21 protein-coding genes, 2 tRNA genes and 1 other RNA gene are annotated in these 21934 nt (G+C 71.9%); 13 read left to right on the top strand and 11 right to left on the bottom strand.

Annotated elements, in window-relative coordinates:
- Positions 1–394: 394 nt before the first annotated feature.
- Complete coding sequence (locus tag ACFQRI_RS13365; protein WP_380668242.1) at positions 395–835, top strand: hypothetical protein; 441 nt, start codon at positions 395–397, stop codon at positions 833–835.
- Positions 836–1138: 303 nt separating this feature from the next.
- A complete protein-coding gene (locus ACFQRI_RS13360) occupies positions 1139–1519 on the top strand; it encodes a hypothetical protein (protein WP_380668240.1) in 381 nt (126 codons plus the stop codon).
- A gap of 6 nt (positions 1520–1525) precedes the next feature.
- Here ACFQRI_RS13360 and ACFQRI_RS13355 read toward each other — a convergent pair whose 3' ends face one another.
- The 3 genes from ACFQRI_RS13355 to ACFQRI_RS13345 all read right to left on the bottom strand — a co-directional run bounded on the left by ACFQRI_RS13355 (position 1526) and on the right by ACFQRI_RS13345 (position 4864).
- The gene (locus ACFQRI_RS13355; RefSeq protein WP_380668238.1) at positions 1526–3037 is read right to left on the bottom strand and encodes a serine/threonine-protein kinase; all 1512 of its coding nucleotides are present in this window, start codon (positions 3035–3037) and stop codon (positions 1526–1528) included.
- Positions 3038–3112: 75 nt separating this feature from the next.
- On the bottom strand, positions 3113–3445 hold the full coding sequence (locus ACFQRI_RS13350; RefSeq protein ID WP_380668236.1) for a hypothetical protein: 333 nt from the start codon (positions 3443–3445) through the stop codon (positions 3113–3115).
- A gap of 180 nt (positions 3446–3625) precedes the next feature.
- Positions 3626–4864: an MFS transporter gene (locus ACFQRI_RS13345; RefSeq protein ID WP_380668729.1), complete on the bottom strand. Its 1239-nt coding sequence runs from the start codon at positions 4862–4864 to the stop codon at positions 3626–3628.
- Positions 4865–4908: 44 nt separating this feature from the next.
- Here ACFQRI_RS13345 and ACFQRI_RS13340 point away from each other — a divergent pair, with 44 nt between their 5' ends.
- Complete coding sequence (locus ACFQRI_RS13340) at positions 4909–5892, top strand: GlxA family transcriptional regulator (protein WP_380668234.1); 984 nt, start codon at positions 4909–4911, stop codon at positions 5890–5892.
- Positions 5893–6100: 208 nt separating this feature from the next.
- Here ACFQRI_RS13340 and ACFQRI_RS13335 read toward each other — a convergent pair whose 3' ends face one another.
- From ACFQRI_RS13335 to ACFQRI_RS13320, 4 genes are all read right to left on the bottom strand, one after another.
- Complete coding sequence (locus ACFQRI_RS13335; protein ID WP_380668232.1) at positions 6101–6301, bottom strand: hypothetical protein; 201 nt, start codon at positions 6299–6301, stop codon at positions 6101–6103.
- A 325-nt stretch (positions 6302–6626) separates the two neighbouring features.
- A complete protein-coding gene (locus ACFQRI_RS13330) occupies positions 6627–7094 on the bottom strand; it encodes a YbaK/EbsC family protein (protein ID WP_380668230.1) in 468 nt (155 codons plus the stop codon).
- A 45-nt stretch (positions 7095–7139) separates the two neighbouring features.
- Complete coding sequence (locus ACFQRI_RS13325; protein WP_380668228.1) at positions 7140–8321, bottom strand: cytochrome P450; 1182 nt, start codon at positions 8319–8321, stop codon at positions 7140–7142.
- A gap of 9 nt (positions 8322–8330) precedes the next feature.
- Positions 8331–9008: a TetR/AcrR family transcriptional regulator gene (locus ACFQRI_RS13320; protein ID WP_380668226.1), complete on the bottom strand. Its 678-nt coding sequence runs from the start codon at positions 9006–9008 to the stop codon at positions 8331–8333.
- Between the two features lie 225 nt (positions 9009–9233).
- Here ACFQRI_RS13320 and ACFQRI_RS13315 point away from each other — a divergent pair, with 225 nt between their 5' ends.
- Positions 9234–9425: an antitoxin gene (locus ACFQRI_RS13315; protein ID WP_380668224.1), complete on the top strand. Its 192-nt coding sequence runs from the start codon at positions 9234–9236 to the stop codon at positions 9423–9425.
- Positions 9426–9552: 127 nt separating this feature from the next.
- Here ACFQRI_RS13315 and ACFQRI_RS13310 read toward each other — a convergent pair whose 3' ends face one another.
- Complete coding sequence (locus ACFQRI_RS13310; RefSeq protein ID WP_380668222.1) at positions 9553–10521, bottom strand: prephenate dehydrogenase; 969 nt, start codon at positions 10519–10521, stop codon at positions 9553–9555.
- A gap of 123 nt (positions 10522–10644) precedes the next feature.
- Here ACFQRI_RS13310 and ACFQRI_RS13305 point away from each other — a divergent pair, with 123 nt between their 5' ends.
- The 4 genes from ACFQRI_RS13305 to ACFQRI_RS13290 all read left to right on the top strand — a co-directional run bounded on the left by ACFQRI_RS13305 (position 10645) and on the right by ACFQRI_RS13290 (position 12647).
- On the top strand, positions 10645–11133 hold the full coding sequence (locus tag ACFQRI_RS13305) for a tRNA adenosine deaminase-associated protein (RefSeq protein WP_380668220.1): 489 nt from the start codon (positions 10645–10647) through the stop codon (positions 11131–11133).
- Positions 11130–11612: a nucleoside deaminase gene (locus tag ACFQRI_RS13300; protein WP_380668218.1), complete on the top strand. Its 483-nt coding sequence runs from the start codon at positions 11130–11132 to the stop codon at positions 11610–11612. Before ACFQRI_RS13305 ends, ACFQRI_RS13300 begins: the two co-directional genes overlap by 4 nt.
- A 69-nt stretch (positions 11613–11681) precedes the next feature.
- Positions 11682–11766: transfer RNA gene (locus ACFQRI_RS13295), tRNA-Ser, on the top strand.
- Positions 11767–11957: 191 nt separating this feature from the next.
- A complete protein-coding gene (locus ACFQRI_RS13290; protein WP_380668216.1) occupies positions 11958–12647 on the top strand; it encodes a hypothetical protein in 690 nt (229 codons plus the stop codon).
- A 49-nt stretch (positions 12648–12696) separates the two neighbouring features.
- On the opposite strand, the gene ACFQRI_RS13285 is transcribed toward ACFQRI_RS13290, so the two are convergent.
- Both ACFQRI_RS13285 and ACFQRI_RS13280 read right to left on the bottom strand, forming a co-directional pair.
- Positions 12697–12782: transfer RNA gene (locus ACFQRI_RS13285), tRNA-Ser, on the bottom strand.
- 48 nt (positions 12783–12830) lie between these two features.
- On the bottom strand, positions 12831–14246 hold the full coding sequence (locus tag ACFQRI_RS13280) for an APC family permease (protein ID WP_380668214.1): 1416 nt from the start codon (positions 14244–14246) through the stop codon (positions 12831–12833).
- 200 nt (positions 14247–14446) lie between these two features.
- Here ACFQRI_RS13280 and ffs point away from each other — a divergent pair.
- Positions 14447–14541, top strand: an RNA gene (gene ffs, locus ACFQRI_RS13275) — signal recognition particle sRNA small type.
- A gap of 60 nt (positions 14542–14601) precedes the next feature.
- Entirely contained in the window at positions 14602–16905 is a 2304-nt protein-coding gene (locus ACFQRI_RS13270; RefSeq protein ID WP_380668212.1) for a DNA polymerase III subunit gamma and tau, read from the top strand.
- An 82-nt stretch (positions 16906–16987) separates the two neighbouring features.
- Here ACFQRI_RS13270 and ACFQRI_RS13265 read toward each other — a convergent pair whose 3' ends face one another.
- On the bottom strand, positions 16988–18793 hold the full coding sequence (locus ACFQRI_RS13265) for a S9 family peptidase (RefSeq protein WP_380668210.1): 1806 nt from the start codon (positions 18791–18793) through the stop codon (positions 16988–16990).
- A gap of 152 nt (positions 18794–18945) precedes the next feature.
- On the opposite strand from ACFQRI_RS13265, the gene ACFQRI_RS13260 reads away from it, so the two are divergent.
- The 3 genes from ACFQRI_RS13260 (at position 18946) to ACFQRI_RS13250 (ending at position 21912) form a co-directional block, all read left to right on the top strand.
- Positions 18946–19266, top strand: coding sequence for a YbaB/EbfC family nucleoid-associated protein (locus ACFQRI_RS13260; protein WP_380668727.1), 321 nt, complete (start codon positions 18946–18948; stop codon positions 19264–19266).
- 7 nt (positions 19267–19273) lie between these two features.
- A complete protein-coding gene (gene recR, locus ACFQRI_RS13255; RefSeq protein ID WP_380668208.1) occupies positions 19274–19870 on the top strand; it encodes a recombination mediator RecR in 597 nt (198 codons plus the stop codon).
- Positions 19871–20217: 347 nt separating this feature from the next.
- Complete coding sequence (locus ACFQRI_RS13250) at positions 20218–21912, top strand: ABC transporter substrate-binding protein (RefSeq protein ID WP_380668206.1); 1695 nt, start codon at positions 20218–20220, stop codon at positions 21910–21912.
- The last annotated feature ends 22 nt before the right edge of the window (positions 21913–21934 follow it).

Raw genomic sequence — 21934 nt, 5'->3', positions numbered from 1 at the left:
GAACGGTGCGTCCCGGACGCCGACGTGGTCGGTAATTCCGCGGCGGCCCGTAGGGATGTCGCTGTGCGTAGGTCATATCGCCTTCCGAAACTCTCACCGGACACGGGTGCGCCCCCCGACGGCACGGCGCTCAACCATCCCAGAGCGGTACCCACGAAAGTAGGGTGTGGGGCACAAGAGTGACAAACATTGTGAACACAGAGTCATCACTTGTGGGTAAACAGCCATGCTCGCCGCAATTTAGTTGCATCAGATAAACCAATAAACTTCCTGCGCATGGCGATGAGGTGACGCTCGTTCACATTTCTCGCGAGCTCGGGTGATGCGCATCTCGCATCACCTTTTCGGGTGGCGGGTTGTTTCCGCCCGGTAGCGCTGGACACAATCCGCAACCATGAATTACGACCCGCGCCAAGGCCCCCCTCCCCAGCAGGGCTACCCCTACCCGCCTCAGCAGCCCGGCCCCTACCAGCAGCAGCCGGGACCGTACCCGCAGCAGCCCGGGCAGCCTCCTCACCAGGGCGGATACTACGACGAGCCGCCGCGCGGCAGGCGTCGCGAGGAGAGCGCCGAGACCATCGCCAGCATCATCCGCGTCGTCGTCGGCGTGGTCATCGCCGTTTTCGCGCTGCACGTGCTGTTCGTGGTCTTCGACGCCAACCAGGGAAACGGATTCGTGTCGTTCGTCTACACCCTGGCGCAGACGTTCGTGCTCGGGCTCGGCGACGTGTTCACCCCGGACGACGAACTCCTCGGCGTCGTCCTCAACTACGCCCTCGCCGCCCTCGTCTGGGCCGTCGGCGGGAATCTCATCATCAAGGCGCTCCGCCGCTGATCTGCCCCCGTCCGGGAGCTACGCCGAAAGTGGCAGAGCAATTTCCGCTTTCCGCGGCTCCTGGCGCTGAGAATCGCTCGAGGCGAATGCTCCGCACGGCGGGCCGGCCGGTTTCCCCCTCCGCCGGCCCGCCCGCTTCGACCAGAAAATCCCGAAATCGCAATTTGTCGCAGTTCCGGGTTTCGCCGGAAAAGCGGTGAGCGCGTTCTGCGGAATCGGCGAGTCCCGCTCCGATCCTCCCGTTGGTCCGGTCCCCGGCGGGTCGAGTTGTTGACCGTGGTGAGCCCCGACACAATCCGCGGCATGAGCTACCGCCCGCCCCAGGGACCCGACCCGTACGACGCGAACGACCCCCACATGCGCCGGGACGACTACTACGAGCCCCGGCGGCGCGAGCGCCGGCCTTCCGAGGGGCGGGAGACCGCGGCCCGCATCGTGCGGATGGTCGTGGCCCTGGTCGTGCTGATCTTCGCGCTGCACGTGCTGTTCGTGGTGCTGGACGCCAACCAGGGAAACGGGTTCGTCGCGCTGATCTACACCCTGGCGCAGACGTTCGTGCTCGGGCTCGGCGACGTGTTCACGCCGGACGACGCGCTGCTGGGCGTCGTCCTCAACTACGGGCTGGCCGCGCTGATCTGGTTCATCGTCGGCCAGTTCGTGATCAAGCTGCTGCGCCGCGAGTGACCCGGGCTAGCCGTTCTCGCCCTTCTTGTCCTCCTCGCCCTTGCGCTCGCTGTTGCCCTTGCCCTTCTCCTCGTCCTTCTTCTCCTCCGGCTCGTCGTCGCCCTCCCGCTGGGGCGGCGCGGGCGGGGGCGGAGGAGCGGTCGTCTCGCTGCTGAGGACGCCGTCGGTGTTGATCCGCGGGGTGCCGCGGCCGACCAGCATGCCCAGCCGGTGCAGCTCGCGGACGCGGGTTCCGTCCTGCAGGACCAGCTCGACGCCGACCTGGACGGTGTTGCGCCCGGTCGTGGTCGGCTCGCTGTAGATCGAGACGCTCCGGACGGGTTCCCAGGCGCTGTCGTAGCGGGCGCGGCCCTCGGCCTGCAGCTGCGGCCCGAGGTGGTTCCAGGCGTTGCCCGTGTGCTCGGGCAGCAGCGCGTAGTAGTCGGCGACCACGCGCTCCATCTCGGCGGGCGTGGCCGCGACCCGGTTCGGCCGCTGCTCCTGGCCGCCGGTCAGCAGCGAGACCAGCAGGATGCCCGCGATCAGCACGACCGCGGCCGCGACACCGGCGACGACGGCTGGTTTGCGGCGGCGCGCGGGCTGTTCGACGGGCTGGTTGTCCAGCCGGGTGCCCTGCGAGCCGGCTGCTGCGGTGGGCGCGGTCGTCTCGGGCGGGATGGCGGCCATCGGCTGGGTGAGGTCGTCGGCGGGCGGACGTCCGCTCGCGGCCGCCTGCAGCGCCTCCCGCGCCTGCGCCGGCGCGGGCCGCCTCGCCGGATCGGCTTCGAGCATCCGGTTGAGGACCGCGGTGAGGGGCCCGGCGGATCGCGGGCGCCGGATGGTGCCCGCGGCGACCTGGTGCAGCAGCGCGATCGAGTTCTCCGCGTCCGCGCCGAACGGCGGTTCGCCCTCGACCGCGGTGTAGAGGGTCGAGCCCAGCGAGTAGACGTCCGAGCTGGGCGTGGGCGCCTGGCCGCGGGCGATCTCGGGCGCGAGGAAGGCGGGGGTGCCGGAGAGCACGCCGGTCTTGGTCACGGAGATGTCGTCGGCGGCGTGCGAGATCCCGAAGTCGGTGATCTTGACGGTGCCGTCCTCGCCGATGAGCACGTTGGCCGGTTTGATGTCCCGGTGCACGACCCCGGCCTCGTGCGCTGCGGCGAGCGCGGCCGCGGCCTGCGCGCCGATGCGCGCGACCACCTCGGGCGCCATCGGGCCCTGCTCGTTGAGGACGTCGGCCAGGCTGCGGGAGGGCAGGTACTCCATGACCAGCACCGGCAGCCCGTCCTGCTCGGTGACGTCGTGCACCGCGATCGCGTTCGGGTGGTTGAGCCTGCCCGCGATGCGACCCTCGCGCATGGCGCGCTGCCGAGCCTCCTCGGCCGCGGCGGGGTCCGCGCCGAGCACCGCGTGCAGCTCCTTGACCGCGACCTGGCGCTGCAGGCGCTCGTCGGTGGCCAGCCACACCACGCCCATCCCGCCGCTGCCGAGCCGTCGTTCCAGCCGGTACCGGCCGGCCAGCAGGGTTCCTACTTCGCTCACGTGCACCCCTCCGCGCGGTCTGCGTTCCTCCCATCGTGCAGGAAGGCGGGACCGCGGAGACCGGGGCGTCCGGGCTCAGTCCTTGCGGGAGAGGCGTTCGCCGACCTCGACGAGGCGTTCGCTGAGGCTGTCGGCGCAGTGCACGGTCAGCCGTGAGATCTTGCCGGAGGCTTCGCGGGTGCACCGCCCGGCGCGCTCGGCGCCGTTCTCCCCGGCCTCGGCGGTCTTGGCCGCGGCCTGCTCGGCGAACTCGGCGGCCGCGGCGCCCGCCTGGTCCACCCAGCTCGCCGCCCGGCCGGAGAACCGCGCGATCTGGTCGGAGGCCTGGTCGCGAGCCTGACCGGCCAGCTCGCTGGTCTGCGTGACGGCAGTGCCCACCAACTTGGCGAACGCTTCCGGGACCGGCATGGCGGAACTCCCTCGACGCAAAGTATCTGTTACTCGACGTAACACCATAGCCCGCACCGAACTGCCCGGCAATGACCCGAGCGGCGGAAGCCCGAGCGCTCCGCGCGGGCCCGTTGCGCGGCATCGGCAGGGTCCCAGCGGGACCGCCGCAGCGCTCGCCGCGGGCGGTTCGACTCGCCGTCAGTCGACCTGCGCCGCCGAGCTCGGCGTTCGACCACCCGTTCGGGTCAGCGATCCGGAGCGGAGCAGGACGGCCGTGCCCGCTGCCGCGCCGCAGAGGACTGCCGCGGTGGGCCACAGCGCCGCGTAGTCACCGGTGAGCTCGCGCAGGGCGCCGCCGACCCAGGCGAGCCCGCCCGCGCCGAGCTGGTGGCCGGTGCTGATCCAGCCGAAGGCGATCGCGCCGTCCGCGCCCCACGCGCGCCGGCACAGGGCCATGGTCGGCGGCACCGTGGCGACGTCGAGCAGTCCGAAGACGACGGCGAACGCGATCACGCCCGGCCGCACCTCCGGTCCCAGCAGCTGCGGCAGCGCGAGCAGCGACAGGCCGCGCAGCAGGTAGTAGCTGGCGAGCAGCAGGTGCGGGCGAACGCGGTCGGTGAGCCAGCCGGATCCGACGGTTCCGGCGATGTTGACCACGCCGACGAGCGCCAGCAGGGACGCGGCGGCGCTCACCGGCATGCCGTGCTCGTGCGCCGCCGGGGTGAAGTGCGTCCACATGAGGCCGTTGGTCGTCGCGCCGCAGACCGCGAACGTGCTGGTCAACAGCCAGAACCGGGGCCGTCGCGCCGCGTCCCGCAGCACGCCGGCCGCGCGGGCGATCGAGGCCGGTGCTGGCGCGGGCCGGGTCGGGCCCGCGGCGGGCCGATCGCGCAGCACCGCCCACGCAGCCGGCAGCGCCGCCAGGGCCAGCGCGGCCAGCGTCGCGGTGGCCGCCCGCCATTGCACGTCGACCACCAGCCGGGAGAGCACCGGCAGCAGCGCGAACTGGCCGAACACGGACGCGGCGGTCAGCATCCCGGTGACCAGGCCGCGCCGGGCGGCGAACCAGCGCTCCGCGACCGCGGCCGCGAAGGGCGTGGTCAACGCCCCGGTCCCGGTGCCGACCAGCAGGCCCCAGCCGACCGCGAACTGCCAGGCGTGGCACATCGAGCTGGTCAAGCCGGCACCCGCCGCGATCAGCAGCAGCGCCGCGGCGACCACGCCGCGCACGCCGAACCGGTCCGTCGCGGCGGCGGCGAACGGAGCGGTCAGCCCGTAGAGCACCAGGTTCAGCGCGGCCGCCGCGCTGATCGTCGCGTGCGACCAGCCGAACTCCCGGTGCAGCGGGGCGACCAGCAGGCCCGCGATCGTGGCGCAGGCGCCTGCCGAGACGATCACCAGCGCGGCGACCGCGACGATCAACCAGCGGGAACGCATGGCTCTCACCGTGCGATCGTCCGCGGACGAGCGACAGTGGCCTGATGGACAACATGTGTCAGAATCGGGCCATGCGGATCGCGGTGCTCGTCCGGCACGGGGTCATGCCGATGGAGCTGGGCCTGGTGCACCAGCTGTTCTGGCGCGCGCGGAACGGGGACGGCGCGCTGTACGAGGTGGTGACCTGCGCTCCCGAGCCCGGCCTGCTGCGCACCAACGCCGATTTCCCGATCCAGGTCGAGCACGGCCCGGAGGCGCTGGAGACGGCGGGCACGGTGATCATCCCGGCCACCCACGAGCTCGACGAGACCGAGACCGAGGGGCGCCTGGGCCCGGAGCTGGCCGCGGCGCTGGACCGCATCCCGCCTGGCGTCCGGATCGCCTCGATCTGCACCGGGGCGTTCGTGCTGGCCGCGGCGGGCCTGCTCGACGGCAGGCGCGCGACCACGCACTGGAAGTCCTGCGACGAGTTCCGCCGGCTGTTCCCGCTGGTCGAGCTGGACCCGGACGTGCTCTACACCGACGAGGGGGATGTGCTGACCTCGGCGGGCGAGGCCAGCGGCATCGACCTGGTGCTGCACCTGATCCGCAGCGACCACGGGTCCGGGGTGGCCAACGAGGTCGCCAGGGCCAGCGTGGTGCCGCCGTTCCGCGACGGCGGGCAGGCGCAGTACATCCGTCGCCCGGTGCCCGAGCCCCGGGTCTCCTCGACCGCGCGGGCGCGGGCGTGGGCGCAGTCGAGGCTCGACCGGCCGCTGACGCTGCGCGAGCTCGCCGCGCGGGAGTCGATGAGCGTGCGGACCTTCACCCGGCGCTTCCGCGACGAGGTGGGCATGTCCCCGCTGCGGTGGTTGACCCGCCAGCGCCTGGAGCGCGCTCGCCACCTGCTGGAGGACACCGATCTGCCGGTCGACCGGGTCGCCGCCGACGCGGGTTTCGGCACCGCGGCTTCGTTGCGCCAGCACCTGCAGGCCGAGCTCGGTGTTTCGCCGAGCGCCTATCGGGCCACCTTCCGCGGTGCCGCCTGATAGCGCAGCGGAATTCGGGTTTCCGATTCTCCCGGGGGCGGGACGGAAAGGGGTGGTTCGGCGAGATCTGGATCCGCGGAATTCCGGAACGTCGCGGGTCCCGGGAGCTGTCGGCGCGCAAAAACCAGCGCGGAGTGCGATGCGGTCGCACTCCGCGCCGGTGCCCCCGGGGCCCGCCGCCCGTCAGGCCGGCGGACCGATGCGCCGGTCAGCCGTTGATGATGCCGGCGTTGATGACGTCCTGGTCGTTCACGCTGACGTTCTGCTGCCACCAGGAGTTGCAGGAGTAGTAGACGCAGTGCTCGTGGCCGCCGCCCTTCTCGCCGCCTGCGGATGCCAGCCCGGCACCGGCGAAGGCGAGGGGCAGGGCGAGAGCGCTGACAACGATGGCTCGCGAAATCGAACGCATGAGTTGGGTTCCCTTTCCAATTCGACTTCCATCGGTAAGCCGGATCTGGCTGACCCGGAACTTGTTGCGAGCCAAGATTTACCGGTCGCCGGGGCGCGTCGCACCGCGAGCCGGGGAGCGTTCATCACAAAGTGTTCTGATCGATTCGTCGGCAATTCTCGGCAGTGCGCGAGGTTTTGCCGATGAAGCAATTTCACGCAATGTGGTGCGCGTCCGGCTCCGGGCCGGAACGGGTGGTTTGAGGCCGCCATCCGGTGCGGGCGCCCCCGCGAGAACCCGCGCCGGAGCTACGAATCGTGCACGCCGAAAACGTCGTCCGGGGCATTCAGCCCGCGACGTCGACCGCCTCGCCGCCGGTCATGCGCACCAGCTCGGCGAAGCTCGTCGGGAACATCGCGTGCTTGCTGCCCGCGCCGGCCCAGACGACCTCGAAGCCGGCCAGCGAGCGGTCCACGGCCGTCCGGATCGGGTGCGGATGCCCCACCGGCCCGACTCCGCCGACCGGCTGGCCGGTCGCGGTCAGCACCAGCTCCGGGTCGGCGCGCCGGATCTTGCCGGTGCCGAGCCTGCGCGCCACCGCGCGGGTGTCCACCCGGTGCGCGCCGCTGGCGATGATCAGCAGCGGCGCGCCGTCGGCGGTGAAGACCAGGCTGTTGGCGATCGCGCCGACCGGGCAGCCCAGCTGCTCGGCGGCCGCGGCGGCGGTGGGGACCTCGGTGGTGAACTCGACGACCTCGCCGGGGACGCCGAGCTCCCGGAGCCGGGCGGTGAAGGTATCCGTGGCGTTGCCCATGCGGCGCAGGGTATGGCACCGCCCCGGTGCGACCGCCACGCGTTTTCACAGCAGCAGGGGGAGCCTGCGCACTCCGGTCATGCTCGGGTTCGGCATGAACTCCGGCGGGGAGTCGGGGTCGGTGCGCAGCTCCGGGAACCGGTCCATGATCAGGTTCAGCGCGATGCGGCCCTCCAGCCGCGCCAGCGGCGCGCCGACGCAGAAGTGGATGCCGCGCCCGAAGGCCAGGTGCGGGTTCGGGTCGCGGGTGACGTCGAAGACCTCCGGGCGGTCGAACTGCCGCGGATCTCGGTTGGCCGCGGCCACCCACAGAAGCACCAGCTGATCCGCGCCGATGGTCTCGCCGCCCAGCTCCACCTCGCGGGTGGTGGCGCGCGCGGTCGCCGCGAACGGGCTCAGGAAGCGCAGCGACTCCTCGATCGCCCGCGGGACGAGCGAGCGGTCGGCCCGCACCCGCGCGAACTGCTCGGGGTGCGCGTCCAGGCACAGCAGGGTGTTGCCGAGCAGCATCGTGGTGGTGATGTGGCCCGCGACCAGCAGCACCAGCCCGAAGTTGGCGACCTCGGCGTCGCTGAGCCGCTGCCCGTCCACCTCGGCGAGCACCAGCTTGGACAGCAGGTCCTCGCGGGGGTGCTCGCGGCGCTCCCGGACGTGCTGGTGCAGGTAGTCGGTGAGCTTGCCGACCTCGGCCATGGCCTTGGCGAGGTACTCCTCCTGCTCCGGGCTGGTCTCGGTCAGCGAGAAGCGGTTGTTGGTGGTGAACATCGAGTCCACCCACTGCTTGAACAGGTCGCGGTCGCCGGCCGGGACGCCCAGCAGCTCGGCGATCACGATCACCGGCAGCGGGTAGGCCAGCTCGTCGACCAGCTCGGCTCGGCCGGACATGCCGTCGAGCAGCTCGGTGGTCAGCTCGCTGATGCGCGGCTCCAGGTCGGCCACCACCTTGGGGGTGAACGCGTGGCTGACCAGCTTGCGCAGCTTCTGGTGCTCGGGCGGGTCGAGCTGGGTGAGCATCCCCTCCGTGGAGGTCTGGTCGGCGACCGGGCTCAGCCGGCGCGTGTCGGAGGAGAAGGCCTTCGGGTCGGTGATGGCCTGCTGGATCTCCGGGTACCCGAACACGTCCCAGGTCCCGGTGCTCTCCTCGTAGCGGACCTTGCGCTCCGGCAGGTCCTGGCGCAGCCAGAACTGCGCTTCGTTGATTCCCCAGTGGTCGGCGAGCGCGGTCATGCGTGCCCCCTATCGGTGCGGTGGGTAGATCCACTCCCGGAAACGCGCGGTGAGGTCGTCGTAGAGCTCGGCGAGGCGGTTCACCGCGGCGGTCAGCTCCTCGTGGTCCGGGTCCACGTCCGGTTCGAACGCCCGCCGGATCGTGTCGGCCAGGGCGTCGGCCTTGGCCTCGTCGTCGAGCCCGGCGTACTCCGGGTTGATCTGGTCGGCCAGGAAGAACCCGGTGGTGGTGGCGGTCAGCGCGGCGAACGCGTGCGGCACGTCGTCGCGGAGCAGGTCGTGGTCGAGCAGCAGGCGCTGGTAGGCCTCGGCCACGTGCGCGGTCTCGGTGGCGCGCGCCGAGCGCTTGATGTTGCCCAGCAGCTCGGTGTCGTCGGTGACCAGGGCGTGCAGCAGCGGACTGCGCCGGGTGGCCAGGAAGACCATCCGGTAGAACCGGTGCGGCCGGATGACCTGCGGGTCGGCGCGCAGCGCCGCGGTCAGCTCGGCGACCAGCTGCAGCGACTCGCGCAGCACCAGCGCCTCGAAGAGCTGTTCCTTGTTGGGCCAGTGCAGGTAGACGGTGCCCTTGCCGACCTCGGCCCGGCGGGCCACGTCCTCGATGGTGACCTTGCGGTGGCCCAGCTTGATCATGAGCTCGCCCGCGGCGTCCAAGATGCGGTCGGCTCGTGCGTTCGGCCGGGTCATGCCGCCTCCGTGACTACTTGACCAAAATTGCAAAATCAGTCATCTGGTCAGGACCACCGTAGCGCCCGGACGTTTCGGGCAGAAGGGGGCTCACCTGGACGGGCTAAATGGGTCCGGCGACCGTGTTCCACCGGGCGATTCCGGGCGGCACCCCGCGAGCGGCGGGCTTAGGTTTTGGCTGCCGCTGACCGCAGGGCCTTCCCGCAAGGCCCGGAGAGGAGCACCATGGGTCTCGAGAACTTCAAGGACAAGCTGTCCGAGCACGGCGACAAGGTCGAGCAGGGCGTGGACTCCGCGGCCGAGAAGGCCAAGGAGAAGTTCGGCCACGAGGACAAGATCGACCAGGCCGCTGACAAGGGCAAGGAGTTCCTCGGCGGTGGTCAGGACGACCAGCAGGAGCCCGGTCAGCAGCAGTAGCGATCGAACATCGCCGCTCCGGCCCACGCTGGCACCCGGGACCAGGTGAGGGCTGTCCCGACCAGTGGCCGGAGCGGGCCATGAAGGGGCCGCCGCAACGCACACGGCGGCCCCTTTTCGCGCGCGGTCAGGACGCGGGGACCTCGATGGTGGCGGCCTCGTCGGTCAGGGCGGTGACCCGCCCGCCGAGCTCGCCCAGCTCGCGCAGGCGGGAGAGCGCGTTCTCGCCCAGGGCGATCGTCGAGGTCTCCCTGGGTTCGGCGTCCAGCTCCTCCAGCGAGATCCGGGACTGGTGCCCGGAATCCACTGTGGATTTCAAGCCGCCGGTGGAGGCCAGCGACCCGCGGGCCGCGCCCAGCCTGCCGAGGGCGTCGTCCAGGGCGTCCAGCAGCGCGGGCTTGTTGCCCTCGGTCATGGCCTGGACCAGCTCGGGCGGGCTCGCCGAGACCCGGGTGCCGTCCCGGAACGAGCCCGCGGCCAGCGACAGCGCCAGCGGGCCGCCGTCGGCGCCCACCGCGGCGAGCACGGCGGCGAACAGGTGCGGCAGGTGCGAGATGCGGGCCACCGCGTCGTCGTGCGCGGCCGCCGAGGTCGGCACCACGTGCGCTCCGCAGTCCAGCGCGAGCCGGGCGCTCTCCAGCCACGCGCGCAGCGAGGTGCGCTCCTCGATGGTCACCGCCCAGGCGGCGCCGGAGAACAGCTCGGCGGAACCGGCCAGGAACCCGGAGTCGGACAGGCCCGCCATCGGGTGACCGCCCGCGTAGTGCGCGGTGGGGACCTGCTTGCGGACTTCCTGGTCGACCGGGTCCTTGACGCTGACCACGTCGGTCAACCAGGAGTGCGGGGCGTTCGCGGCGACCTTGCGCAGCACGCCCTGCACGGCGGTCAGCGGCGTGGCGAGCACGATCAGCGCGTCCTCGCTCGCGGCCCTGCGCAGCGCCGCCTCGGTCTCCAGCACCTCGAAACCGGCCTGCTCGGCGGCCGCGGCGTCCTCCTCCGAAATCGTCGCGCCCCAAGCGGGGCGTCCGGCGGCGGCAGCGGCGCGCAGCACCGAGCCGCCGATGAGTCCCAGTCCGATCACGCACACGGCACGCATTCGTCCATCGTGCCCGACGGAGCCCGCTCGCACGCACCCGGTGGAGACCCGAAACGCCCCCGGTCGGTTATGACCGGCGCAATAGTGCTTTCGGGTGGGGTTCTTACGCTCTACGGTGTCGTTATGACGGTGCAGGAGCCGGTCGCTGGCTTCGCCGTCGCCGTGGTCCGGGAGGACGGGCGGTGGCGGTGCAGCGCAATGGACAACGCGGTGCTGACCGGTCTGGACGCCGCCATCACCGCATTGCGCGAGCTGCGTTCCACCGGTGCGGTATTCGGCATGTGCAATGTGGACGACGAGTTCTTCGTCCTGATCCGCCCGGTGCCGGGCGGGGTGGACCTGCTGCTCTCGGACGCGGCGGCGGCGCTGGACTACGACATCGCCGCTGACGTGCTCGACCTGCTGCGGGTGGATCCGCCGGACGAGGACGACGAGGAGGTCTGGCCGGAGGGCAACCTGGCGGTGCTGTCCGACCTGGGGCTCCCGGAGGGCGAGCTGCTGGTCATCATCGAGGAGGTGGACCTCTACCCGGACGAGCAGCTGGAGATGATCGCTCAGCGCTGCGGGTTCGGGGACGACTTCGCGCAGATGATGGAGAAGCTCTACCGGTGAACAGCTCACTGGCCCGCGCCGGCGACGAAGCGCTGGTGCGGACCGCGTTGCGCGCCGCCGAGGCGGCACCGTCCACAGGGGATGTCCCGATCGGCGCGGTCGTGGTCGACGCCGGCGGCCGGGTGCTGGCCGAGGCGCGCAACCGCCGCGAGGACCTGGCCGACCCGACCGCGCACGCCGAGATCCTGGCGCTGCGCGAGGCGGCCCGGCGGCACGGCGACGGCTGGCGGCTGGAGGGCTGCACCCTGGCGGTCACCGTCGAGCCCTGCACCATGTGCGCGGGGGCGCTGGTGCTCGCCCGGGTCGCGCGGGTCGTCTTCGGCGTCTGGGAGCCGCGCACCGGCGCGGTCGGCTCGTTGTGGGACGTGGTCCGGGACCGCCGCACCAACCACCGCCCGGAGGTCGTGGGCGGCGTGCTGGCCGACGAGTGCGCCGCGGTGCTGGAGGCGTTCTTCGACGGGCACCGGGAGCCCGGCTGACCAGGGGTGAAGCCGCAGGTGGGACCCCCCTTCGACGGGCCGCGCGGGGGGATGTGTAGCCTATTCGGCGGTAGCGTGTCCGAGCGGCCTAAGGAGCGCGCCTCGAAAGCGCGTGAGGTGAGAGCCTCCGTGGGTTCGAATCCCACCGCTACCGCTCGCAAGGGCCGGCCCCAGCTGGGGCCGGCCCTTTTTGCTGCTCAGGAGGGGTCGGCGCTCGTCCCGCGGCCACGAAAAAGGCGCCGCCCGGGTGGGCGGCGCCTCTTCAGGTCGAAATCCGCAGCGGTGTGGCCTGCCGACGGCTACCAGGGACCGTTCTGGGATCTTCGTGCACTAGGCTACCGCCCGATGCGCTCCGCGGACAAGCCGAACGGTGCTGCCGAGCTCACGCCGCGCACCGCCTCCCGCCTGTTCGGGGTGCCCCGGATGCGGGGCTACCTGGACGCCGTCGGCGGTGATCCGGCGGCAGCTCTCGAGCTGTACCGGTGGAACACCGCGGTCGGCGGCGCGTTCTGGGAGACCCTCGGCCACGTCGAGGTGGTGCTGCGCAACGCCCTCGCCGACCGGCTGGCCGCCCGCCACGCCGCGGCGGGCCGACCGGGATCGTGGCTCGACGACGCCGCCCGCGAGCTCGACGGCCGTGCCCGGCGGGACATCGCCAAGGCGCGCAGGCGGGCCGGGGCCAAGAGCGGGGACGCCGGCGACGCGCAGACCCTCACCGAGCTGTCCTTCGGGTTCTGGCGGTTCCTGCTGGCCAAGCGCTACGCGACCACGCTGTGGCCGGGCCTCGCCCGCGGGTTCCCCCGGGCGCCCGATCGGGCGCGCGCCACCGTCGAGCAGCCGGTGAAGCGGCTGCACGAGTTCCGCAACCGGCTCGCGCACCACGAGCGGATCTGGAACCAGCCGCTGAAGAGCCACCACGACGACATCGTGACGGTGCTCGGGTTCGTCGACGAGGCGCTGGTCGGCTGGGTTTCGGCGGGCTGCCGGATCTCCGAGGTGCTGGCCCGCTGCCCGATCGAGCGCCCCCACCCCTGAACCGACGAGAAGAGCCCCGGACCGACCGGTCCGGGGCTCTTCGTCCGAGCGGAGGATACGGGATTCGAACCCGTGAGGGCTGTTAACCCAACACGATTTCCAATCGTGCGCCTTAGGCCGCTCGGCCAATCCTCCGCGCAGAAGCGTAGCAGGACGGGCGTCCCGCCCCGCGAGGGGGGACGCTCAGGTGTCGGCCCCGGTGGCGGCGCGCAGCTCGCGCTCGGCGTCCGGCCCGCCCGGCACTCCCGGCAGCCGCAGCAGGAACACGAGACCGAGCAGCGCCCAGCCGCCGACCAGGATCCACTCGTAGGGCCAGCTCAGCCCGCTGGGCATGCCCGGCAGGAACAGCACCCCCAGCCCGAGGCTGAGCAGCAGCGCGAGCGCGCCGACGACCCGCCCGGCGGGGACCGCGAACGGCCGGGGCATCTCCGGCTCCCGCTTGCGCAGCACCAGGAACGCGGCGGTGACCACGAGGTAGGCCACGATGACCGCGAAGCCGCCCGCGTTGACCAGCCAGGTCAGCATCTGCTCGCCGAACAGCGGGGCCAGCACCGACAGCCCGCCGATGAACAGGATCGCGTTGACCGGGGTGTTGAACCGCGGGTGCAGCTTGCCGAACCAGCGCGGCAGCATCCCGGAGGACGACATCGCGTAGAGCAGCCGGCTGGATCCGACGAGGAAGCCGTTCCAGCTGGTAAGGATGCCCGCGATGCCGCCGAGCACGAGCAGGTTGCCCATCAGCCTGCTGTCCCACAGCGCCGCCATGCCCGCGCCGGTGGGCAGCGCCGATTCGCTCAGCGCGTCGACCGGCATCGCCGAGCCCACGGTGAGCATGATCAGCACGTACCAGGCGGTGGCCAGCGCCACCGAGACCACCAGCAGCTTGCCGATCTGCCGGAACGGCAGCTTGATCTCCTCGGCCGACTGCGGGATCACGTCGAAGCCGACGAACAGGAACGGCACCGCGACCAGCACCGAGAGCAGCCCCACCGGTCCGGCGTCGGAGAAGAAGGGCCGCATGTTCGAACTGTCGCCGCCGCTGAACGCGCCGGTCAGCAGGGCCGCGCCGACCAGGAGCAGGAAGATCACCGCGACGGTCTGGAACACCGCGGCCGGCCGGATCCCGATGATGTTCAGCGCGGTCATCAGCACCGCGCCGCCGACCCCGACGGCGACCCAGGCGCCGTAGACGTCGGAGCCCGCGATCGACCAGAGCTCCCCGGAGGCGAGCTCGGGAACGATGTACTGCAGGCTCTGCGGCAGCGCCACCGCCTCGAAGGCGACCACCGAGACGTAGCCGAGCGTCAGCATCCAGGACGTCACGAACGCCGCGCGGCTGCCGAAGCCGCGCAGCACGTAGTTGTGCTCGCCGCCCGCGTGCGGCATCGCGGAGACCAGCTCCGCGTAGGTGAGCCCGACCAGGCACATCACGATCCCGCCGAGCACGAACGCCGCCGCGGCCCCGATCGGTCCCGCGTCGGCCAGGAAGGTCCCGGTCTGGGTGACCCAGCCGAAGCCGATCATGGCGCCGAAGGCCACCGCGAGCACGTCCCACCGGCCGAGCGTGCGGACGAAGGTCTGCTCCTCGCCCCGTTGCATCGCGCCTCCCCTGCGTTGGGCGTCACCTGGTCGGGCAAGCTTGCGAGAGCGGATGGGCGAAGGCCAGAGCGGGACCGCAGATTTTTCCGACTCGCAACCGCCGGGTTCGCCGGTCCGCGCCCGGGTTCCGGCGCGTGCGCAGCGGCGGGAGCTCGCGCGGGGGGACGTGTTCGCGGCCGTCCGCGTTGGGATACACTGTCCGTGGACCTCGTGCGGCGTCCATCCTGTGAACTCCCCCAGGGCCGGAAGGCAGCAAGGGTAAGCGGGCTCTGACGGGTGCACGGGGTCCCCTTTATCTTCCGGGGCCGTCGCACCCAGGTCCGAGTTGTCAGTCCAACCGCGTAGGGTTTCGACCGTGGCGCTCGCCCTCTACCGCAAGTACCGGCCGGCGACCTTCGGTGAGGTCGCCGGGCAGGACCACGTCACCGAACCGCTGCGAACCGCGCTGGGTGCCGGGCGGATCAACCACGCCTACCTGTTCTCCGGCCCGCGCGGCTGCGGCAAGACCTCCAGCGCGCGCATCCTGGCGCGCTCGCTGAACTGCGCGCAGGGCCCGACCCCGGACCCGTGCGGCGAGTGCGACTCCTGCGTCGCGCTCGCGCCGGAAGGCGGCGGCAGCGTCGACGTCGTGGAGCTGGACGCGGCCAGCCACGGCGGTGTCGACGACACCCGCGAGCTGCGCGACCGGGCCTTCTTCGCGCCCGCGCAGAGTCGCTACCGGATCTTCATCATCGACGAGGCCCACATGGTCACCACGCAGGGCTTCAACGCCCTGCTGAAGATCGTCGAGGAGCCGCCGGAACACCTGATCTTCGTCTTCGCCACCACCGAGCCGGACAAGGTCCTCACGACGATCAAGTCCCGGACGCACCACTACCCGTTCCGGCTGATGCCGCCGGGCGTGATGCGCGAGCTGGTGGAGCGCATCTGCACCGACGAGGGCGTGCAGGTCGAGCCCGCGGTGTACCCGCTGGTCATCCGGGCCGGCGGGGGGTCGGCGCGGGACACCCTCAGCGTGCTGGACCAGCTGCTGGCCGGTGCCGACGACCGGGGCGTGACCTACGAGCGCGCGGTGGCGCTGCTCGGCGTCACCGACGTCGCGCTGATCGACGACATGGTCGACGCGCTCGCCGCCGGGGACGCCGCCGCCGTGTACGGCACGGTGGAGCGCCTCGTGGAGGCCGGGCACGATCCGCGCCGCTTCGCCTCCGACCTGCTCGACCGGCTGCGCGACCTGGTGCTGCTCAACTCGGTGCCGGACGCGGCCGACCGCGGTCTGATCGACGTTGCCGGCGACGAGCTGACCCGGATGCAGCAGCAGGCCGAGCAGCTCGGCGCGGCCGCGCTGTCCCGGTTCGCCGAGATCGTGCACACCGGGCTGTCCGAGATGCGCGGCGCCACCGCGCCCCGGCTGCTGCTGGAGCTGCTGTGCGCGCGGATGTTGCTGCCGACGGTCGCGGAGTCCGAGGCCGCGCTGCTGCAGCGCTTGGAGCGCGTGGAGCGGCGGATGACCATCGCGCCCGGCGCGGACGCGCCCGCGGAGGGGGCGCCCGCCGAACCGGCCGGGCAGCCGTCCGGTTCGGACAAGCCGAAGCGGGTCTTCCAGCGCCCGCACGAGCGCGCCGCGGCCGAGGCCGAGCAGGCCGAAGCCCCGCAGCCGCAGGCGGAACCGGCCCAGCCGCAGCCCGCGGCGCAGCCGGCCGAGCCGCAGCAGCCCGCCCAGCAACCGCAGGCCCGGCAACGACCGGCCCAGCCGCAGCCCGAGCAGCCCGCCGAGCAGGAGGAGCGACCCGCGGCCGCGGAAGCCCCTGCCGCGCGGGCGAAACCGGAGCAGCCGGCGCCGCAGCGGCAGCCCGCTCCCGAACCGGCCGCCCCGGCGACCACCGCGCCGAGCGGTTTCGACGCCGCCGCGGTGCGCCGGGTGTGGACCGACGTGCTGCAGGGGGTCGCCAAGCGCAACCGCCCGACGCAGGCGCTGCTGCTCAACGCGACCGTGCAGGACCTCAACGACGGCGTGCTGGTGCTGTCCATGCCGACCACCGGGCTGGTCAAGCAGCTCGCCCAGCAGCGCAGGCTGGACTTCGTCAAGGAGGCGCTGCGCGAGGTCGTCGGCGGCGAGTGGGACATCCAGTGCGTGGAGGCGGGCGCGGCGCCCGCGGCCCGGCCCGCGGCGCCGAAGCAGCCGGCCCAGCCGCCGACCCGGCCCTCCCAGCAGCAACAACCGGCTCAGCAGCCGGCCGCTCAGCAGCAACGACCCGCGCAGCCGCCGGAGTCCGGCGGGCGGCCCTCCGGCAACGGCCAGGCCTCCAGCGGTCCCTCCGGCAACGGCCAGGTCCGGGACGCCGCGCCGCAGCGCGGTCCGGGCGCCTCGGGCTCGGTGCCGCGCCCGCCGGAGCCCGACGACATCCCGCCGCCGCCGGAACCGCCGGACGAGGAGCCCCCGCCGGACGACGTCCCGCCGCCGGAGCCCACCCGCCCGGTCCCCCCGCCCGAGCCGGAGAAGCCGAGCGAGCCAGCGGATTCCGAGGACGAGGACCCGGAGGAGATGCTCGCGCACTCCTCCCCGATGGACGCGGTCACCCGCGTGGGCCCGGACCCCGAGCGCGCCGCGGTCGAGCTCTTCGAGCGCGAGCTGGGCGCCCGCCGCCTGGAGAGCTGACTCCCGGGCGCGAGCTCGCCCTTCTGATGAAGAAAGTCCCGGGCCGAGCGGCCCGGGACCTTCTTCATCAGAAGGGGCGACCTCAGGTGGCGAGGTGTCGGGCCAGGAAGTCCAGGGCCTTCGGGTAGGCGTGCAGGCGGTTCTGGCGCTTGGCCAGGCCGTGCCCCTCGTCCGGGTAGACGTGGAGCTCGCACTCCAGGCCCTTCTCGCGCACGGCGGCGACCACCTGCTCGGCCTCGCTGAGCGGGACCCGCGGGTCGTTGGCGCCGTGGATGACGAACAGCGGCGCCGAGATCGCCGAAACCCGGTTCAGCGGCGAGGCCTCGCGCAGGAAATCGATGTCGGCGCTGAGGCTGCCGTACTCGCGCTCCCGGTGCGCGCGGCGGTAGTCGGCGGTGTTGCGCAGGAAGCTCTCCAGCGAGGAGATGCCCACGATGTCCACGCCCGCGGCCCACAGCTCGGGCTGGAAGGCCAGTCCGGCCAGCACCATGTAGCCGCCGTAGGAACCGCCCCACAGCGCCACCCGGCCCGGGTCCACCCCGATGCTCGGCAGCCAGGCGTGCAGGTCGGCGAGGTCGGCCACCGACTCCAACCGGTCGCGGGTGTCGTCGGCGGAGTACCAGCGCTTGCCGTAACCGGTCGAGCCGCGGACGTTGGGCACCAGCACGGTGTGCCCGCGGCCCACCAGGGCCTGCACGATCGGGTTGAACGCGCGCACCGATTGGCTCTCCGGCCCGCCGTGGATGATCACCACCGCCGAGCCGTCCGGGTCCTGCGGGGCGTAGCGGAAGCACGGGATCGCCGCGCCGTCGCGCGCCGGGATCGCGTGCGAGCTCGGTTCGACTGCGTTCTCCCCGGCGAGTTGTGCGGCGGAGAAGGTCAGCGGGCGGCAGCGGCCGGTCGCGGCCTCCACCAGCAGCACGTCCCCGGGCGAGGTGGGGGAGGAGAAGGACAGCGCCGCGAACCGCGAGTCCGGCGACCACGCGGGCGCGGGCAGCGGGCTCGCGCACCAACCCGCGCCGGGCAGCTCCACGTCGCAGCGGTGCGCGCCGGTGCGCGCGTCGTGCAGCGCGAGCTTCCCGGCGCCGTCGTCGTTGGTGTGCACGAGCAGGGTGGTGCCGTCCGGGGACGGGCTCGCGGACAGGTCGTGCTCCTCGGAGGTCACCAGCGGGCGCCGTTCGCCGGTGCGCGGGTCGAGCAGCGCGACCGCGGTGCGGTCGCGCTCGTGATCGCTGGTCACCACCAGCCCGGAGGCTCCGGGCAGCCAGTCCAGGTGCAGGTTGCGGGCGCGTTCGCGCCTGCCGGTGAGCTCGCGCAGCGCGTCGGCCTCGGTCTCGGGCATGGTGTCGGCCAGCAGCACCTGGTCGGACAGCGCCGGTTCCGCGGGCACGGTCAGCGCCGCGTAGCGGCTGTCCGGGGAGACCGCGACCTCGCCGACCATCCCGCCGCCGTCGTAGAGCACGTGCTCCTCGGGGCTGGTGGCGCTGCGCAGCACGACGTCGAAGTCGACGCCGTTGCGCCGGTTGGTCGCGTACACGATCCGGCCGGGCAGCACGTCGAGCAGCCGGTGCACGTGGTCGGGGTCGTCGACCAGAGGTTCCAGGTCGGCCAGCGCGGCGGGGCCGGTGCGGTCCAGGCGCAGCAGGGACAGCTGGGTGCGCTCGTTGCCGTCGCTGTCGTGCTGCACCACCACGGCGCGCTCGCCGGGCAGGTAGCGGCCGGCCACCGCCCCGGGCAGGGCGGTCAGCTCGGTGCGCTCGCCGCCGGCGAGCTCGACCAGCTGCACCGAGCCGGACTCGTCGGAACCGGCCAGCACCCTGCCGTGGTCGTCGACGTCGAACGCCCGCCACCCGGTGAGCTCCAGCAACCGCACGATGTCCAGCGCCATGTGATCACCTTTTCACGGCGCGCGGCGCGACCCAAGGGCGCGCGGGCCGGTGGTGCACGCACCGCGAACGCGCCAGGTCCGCGAGCTAGGCTGGAGTGGTACGTCCCCCCGGCCGAGGAGGAACAGCGGTGCAGCCAGGTGGCCAGCCGAACATGCAGGAGATCATGAAGCAGGCGCAGGAGATGCAGCAGCAGCTGCAGACCGCGCAGCAGGAGCTCGCCGCCGCCGAGGTCAGCGGGACCGCGGGTGGTGGGCTGGTCACCGCGACGGTGACCGGCTCCGGTGAGCTCAAGGGTCTGGTGATCGACCCGAAGGCGGTCGATCCCGAGGACACCGAGACCCTGGCCGATCTGGTCGTCGCGGCGGTTCGCGACGCCAACGACTCGGCTCAGCAGTTGATGGCGGAGAAGATGGGGCCGCTCGCGGGCGGTCTCGGCGGCGGCATGGGCGACCTCGGCCTGCCGGGTATGTGAGCGACGAGTGTACGAGGGTCCGGTACAGGATTTGATCGATGAGCTGGGCAGGCTGCCCGGCATCGGTCCGAAGAGCGCGCAGCGCATCGCCTTTCACCTGCTGGCCGCCGAGCCCGCCGACGTGACCCGGCTGCAGGAGGTCCTGCAGCAGGTCAAGGAGGGCGTGGTGTTCTGCGGGGTCTGCGGCAACGTCTCCGAGCAGGAGACCTGCCGCATCTGCGCCGACGAGCGCCGGGACAAGACCCTGGTGTGCGTGGTGGAGGAGCCCAAGGACGTGCTCGCGGTGGAGCGCACCCGCGAGTTCAAGGGTCGCTACCACGTGCTGGGCGGTGCGCTGGACCCGCTGTCCGGCGTCGGCCCGGACCAGCTGCGGGTGCGCGAGCTGCTGGCGCGGATCGGGGCCGACGACATCACCGAGGTGATCATCGCGACCGATCCGAACACCGAGGGCGAGGCGACCGCGACCTACCTGGTGCGGATCCTGCGCGACTTCCCGGGCCTGAACGTCACCCGGCTTGCCTCCGGGCTGCCGATGGGTGGCGATCTCGAGTTCGCCGACGAGCTGACGCTCGGCCGCGCCCTCTCCGGCCGTCGCGCGCTGTAGTCGCGACACCGCTCGGAAGCGCGAACGGCGCAGCCGCGTCACAACAGGGGCATCTTCCCGGTCCGCCGGGGAGGTGCCCCTTTTTCGCGCACGCATGGAAAAGATCTTGGTCCTGTCGGGCGCCGAACGGAGCAATTTTTCCCGTACTTCCCAGTCGCGGGTGGCGATCTTGCCAGTTGATGTCGTGCATCACACCTGTTCGCGCGGGATTCGCCCTGTCCGAAAGGCCCAATTCATAAGGCTCTCCTAAGTAGCCGAATCGTAACATTGCGTGTTCCACCGACATCCGGTCGAGGGTTACTCTCACCTCGCTCTGCTGCCTCCTGACACAATGGGTGGTACATCCAATGAGACATGCTCGATCGGGGCCGCGGCGCGCACCTCGCGCGTTGCGCCGAGTCCTGACCGCAGGAATCGCCCTGGCCACGGCCGCTTCGCTGGCCGGCTGCGCCGAGTCGCAGCGCGGGGCCGGGGGCGGCGAGGGCGGCACGCTCACCTTCGGCGCGGCCGGCGCTCCTGACCTCTTCGACCCCTTCTACGCCTCGGACGGCGAGACCTTCCGGGTCAGCAGGCAGATCTTCGAGGGCCTGGTCGGCTTCAAGCCCGGGACCGCCGAGGTCGAGCCCGAGCTGGCGACCAGCTGGGAGGAGACGCCGGACGGCAAGTCGTGGACCTTCCACCTGCGCGAAGGCGTGAAGTTCCACGACGGCACCGAGTTCAACGCCGACGCGGTCTGCAAGAACTTCGAGCGCTGGTACCACCAGACCGGTGCGGGGCAGAACAACGCCCTGGCCTACTACTGGGTGGAGAACTTCGGCGGTTTCGCCGATGGCAAGGAGCCCTCGCTGTACGAGAGCTGCGAGGCCAAGGACCCGGCGACCGCGGTGATCCACCTGACCCGCGCGACCTCGAAGTTCCCCGACGCGCTGGGACTCCCGTCGTTCTCCATGCAGTCGCCCGCGGCGATGGAGAAGTACCACGCCGACGACGTCAAGGCGCAGGGCGACAGCTTCGTGTACCCGGAGTACGCCAGGTCGCACCCGACGGGCACCGGCCCGTTCGAGTTCGACTCCTACGACCAGTCCAACGGCAGCATCAAGCTGGTCCGCAACGAGGACTACTGGCGGGAGAAGACCAAGCTCAACGAGCTGATCTTCCGGATCATCCCGGACGAGACGGTCCGCAAGCAGGAGCTGGAGTCGGGCTCGATCGACGGCTACGACCTGCCGAACCCGGCCGACCTCGAATCGCTGCGCGAGTCGGGCAACAACGTCCAGGTCCGCGATCCGTTCAACATCATGTACCTGGGCATCACGCAGAAGAACAACCCGGCGCTGACCGACCTGCGGGTGCGCAAGGCGCTGGCCTACGCGGTCGACCAGGAGACCCTGGTCGAGGCGAACCTGCCGGAAGGCGCCGAGCCCGCGACGCAGTTCTACCCGAAGTCGGTGGACGGCTACGCCGACGACGTCCAGGACTACCCGCACGACCCGGCCAAGGCCAAGCAGCTGCTGGCCGAGGCGGGGCAGCAGAACCTGACGGTCGACTTCTACTGGCCGACCCAGGTCACCCGGCCCTACATGCCGGACCCGCGGGGCATCTTCAACGCCCTGGCCGAGGACCTCCGGGAGGCCGGCATCAAGGTCAACCCGGTGAGCAAGCCGTGGAACGGCGGCTACATCGACGACGTGGACAACGCCAAGGCCGACCTGTTCCTGCTCGGCTGGACCGGTGACTACAACACGCCGGACAACTTCATCGGCACGTTCTTCGGCACCACGACGAACCGCTTCCACACCCAGGGATCCCCGTGGGGCGAGCAGCTGGCCGAGCGGCTCCGGGCCGCCGACAGCGAGCCGAACGAGGAGAAGCGCAACGGCATGTACTCCGACATCAACCGGGACCTGATGTCGGAGTACCTGCCCGCGATCCCGCTGTCGCACTCGCCGCCGGCGATCGTGACCAGCCCGCGGGTGCGAGGCCTGGTGCCCTCGCCGCTGACCGCCGAGGAGTTCGCCTCGGTGAGCGTCTCGGAGCAGTGAGTCCTGGCGGGTCCGCGCGCGG

The organism is Saccharopolyspora griseoalba (assembly GCF_042665275.1).
GTDB lineage: Bacteria > Actinomycetota > Actinomycetes > Mycobacteriales > Pseudonocardiaceae > Saccharopolyspora > Saccharopolyspora griseoalba.
The sequence above is the reverse complement of the archived record's forward strand: the minus strand, read 5'-3'. Positions and strand labels throughout refer to the sequence as shown.

What these genes read in the sequence shown, in the direction of transcription:
- ACFQRI_RS13265 (WP_380668210.1), bottom strand. Translation starts at nt 18,793, where the DNA reads ATGGCGCTGGACATCGTGCGGTTGCTGGAGCTCACCGGGTGGCGGGCG.
- ACFQRI_RS13335 (WP_380668232.1), bottom strand. Translation starts at nt 6,301, where the DNA reads ATGCGTTCGATTTCGCGAGCCATCGTTGTCAGCGCTCTCGCCCTGCCC.
- ACFQRI_RS13305 (WP_380668220.1), top strand. Translation starts at nt 10,645, where the DNA reads ATGACGGTGCAGGAGCCGGTCGCTGGCTTCGCCGTCGCCGTGGTCCGG.
- ACFQRI_RS13325 (WP_380668228.1), bottom strand. Translation starts at nt 8,321, where the DNA reads ATGACCGCGCTCGCCGACCACTGGGGAATCAACGAAGCGCAGTTCTGG.
- ACFQRI_RS13340 (WP_380668234.1), top strand. Translation starts at nt 4,909, where the DNA reads ATGGACAACATGTGTCAGAATCGGGCCATGCGGATCGCGGTGCTCGTC.
- ACFQRI_RS13360 (WP_380668240.1), top strand. Translation starts at nt 1,139, where the DNA reads ATGAGCTACCGCCCGCCCCAGGGACCCGACCCGTACGACGCGAACGAC.
- ACFQRI_RS13310 (WP_380668222.1), bottom strand. Translation starts at nt 10,521, where the DNA reads ATGCGTGCCGTGTGCGTGATCGGACTGGGACTCATCGGCGGCTCGGTG.
- ACFQRI_RS13345 (WP_380668729.1), bottom strand. Translation starts at nt 4,864, where the DNA reads ATGCGTTCCCGCTGGTTGATCGTCGCGGTCGCCGCGCTGGTGATCGTC.
- ACFQRI_RS13250 (WP_380668206.1), top strand. Translation starts at nt 20,218, where the DNA reads ATGAGACATGCTCGATCGGGGCCGCGGCGCGCACCTCGCGCGTTGCGC.
- ACFQRI_RS13315 (WP_380668224.1), top strand. Translation starts at nt 9,234, where the DNA reads ATGGGTCTCGAGAACTTCAAGGACAAGCTGTCCGAGCACGGCGACAAG.
- ACFQRI_RS13280 (WP_380668214.1), bottom strand. Translation starts at nt 14,246, where the DNA reads ATGCAACGGGGCGAGGAGCAGACCTTCGTCCGCACGCTCGGCCGGTGG.
- ACFQRI_RS13330 (WP_380668230.1), bottom strand. Translation starts at nt 7,094, where the DNA reads ATGGGCAACGCCACGGATACCTTCACCGCCCGGCTCCGGGAGCTCGGC.
- ACFQRI_RS13260 (WP_380668727.1), top strand. Translation starts at nt 18,946, where the DNA reads ATGCAGGAGATCATGAAGCAGGCGCAGGAGATGCAGCAGCAGCTGCAG.
- ACFQRI_RS13290 (WP_380668216.1), top strand. Translation starts at nt 11,958, where the DNA reads ATGCGCTCCGCGGACAAGCCGAACGGTGCTGCCGAGCTCACGCCGCGC.
- ACFQRI_RS13365 (WP_380668242.1), top strand. Translation starts at nt 395, where the DNA reads ATGAATTACGACCCGCGCCAAGGCCCCCCTCCCCAGCAGGGCTACCCC.
- ACFQRI_RS13350 (WP_380668236.1), bottom strand. Translation starts at nt 3,445, where the DNA reads ATGCCGGTCCCGGAAGCGTTCGCCAAGTTGGTGGGCACTGCCGTCACG.
- ACFQRI_RS13320 (WP_380668226.1), bottom strand. Translation starts at nt 9,008, where the DNA reads ATGACCCGGCCGAACGCACGAGCCGACCGCATCTTGGACGCCGCGGGC.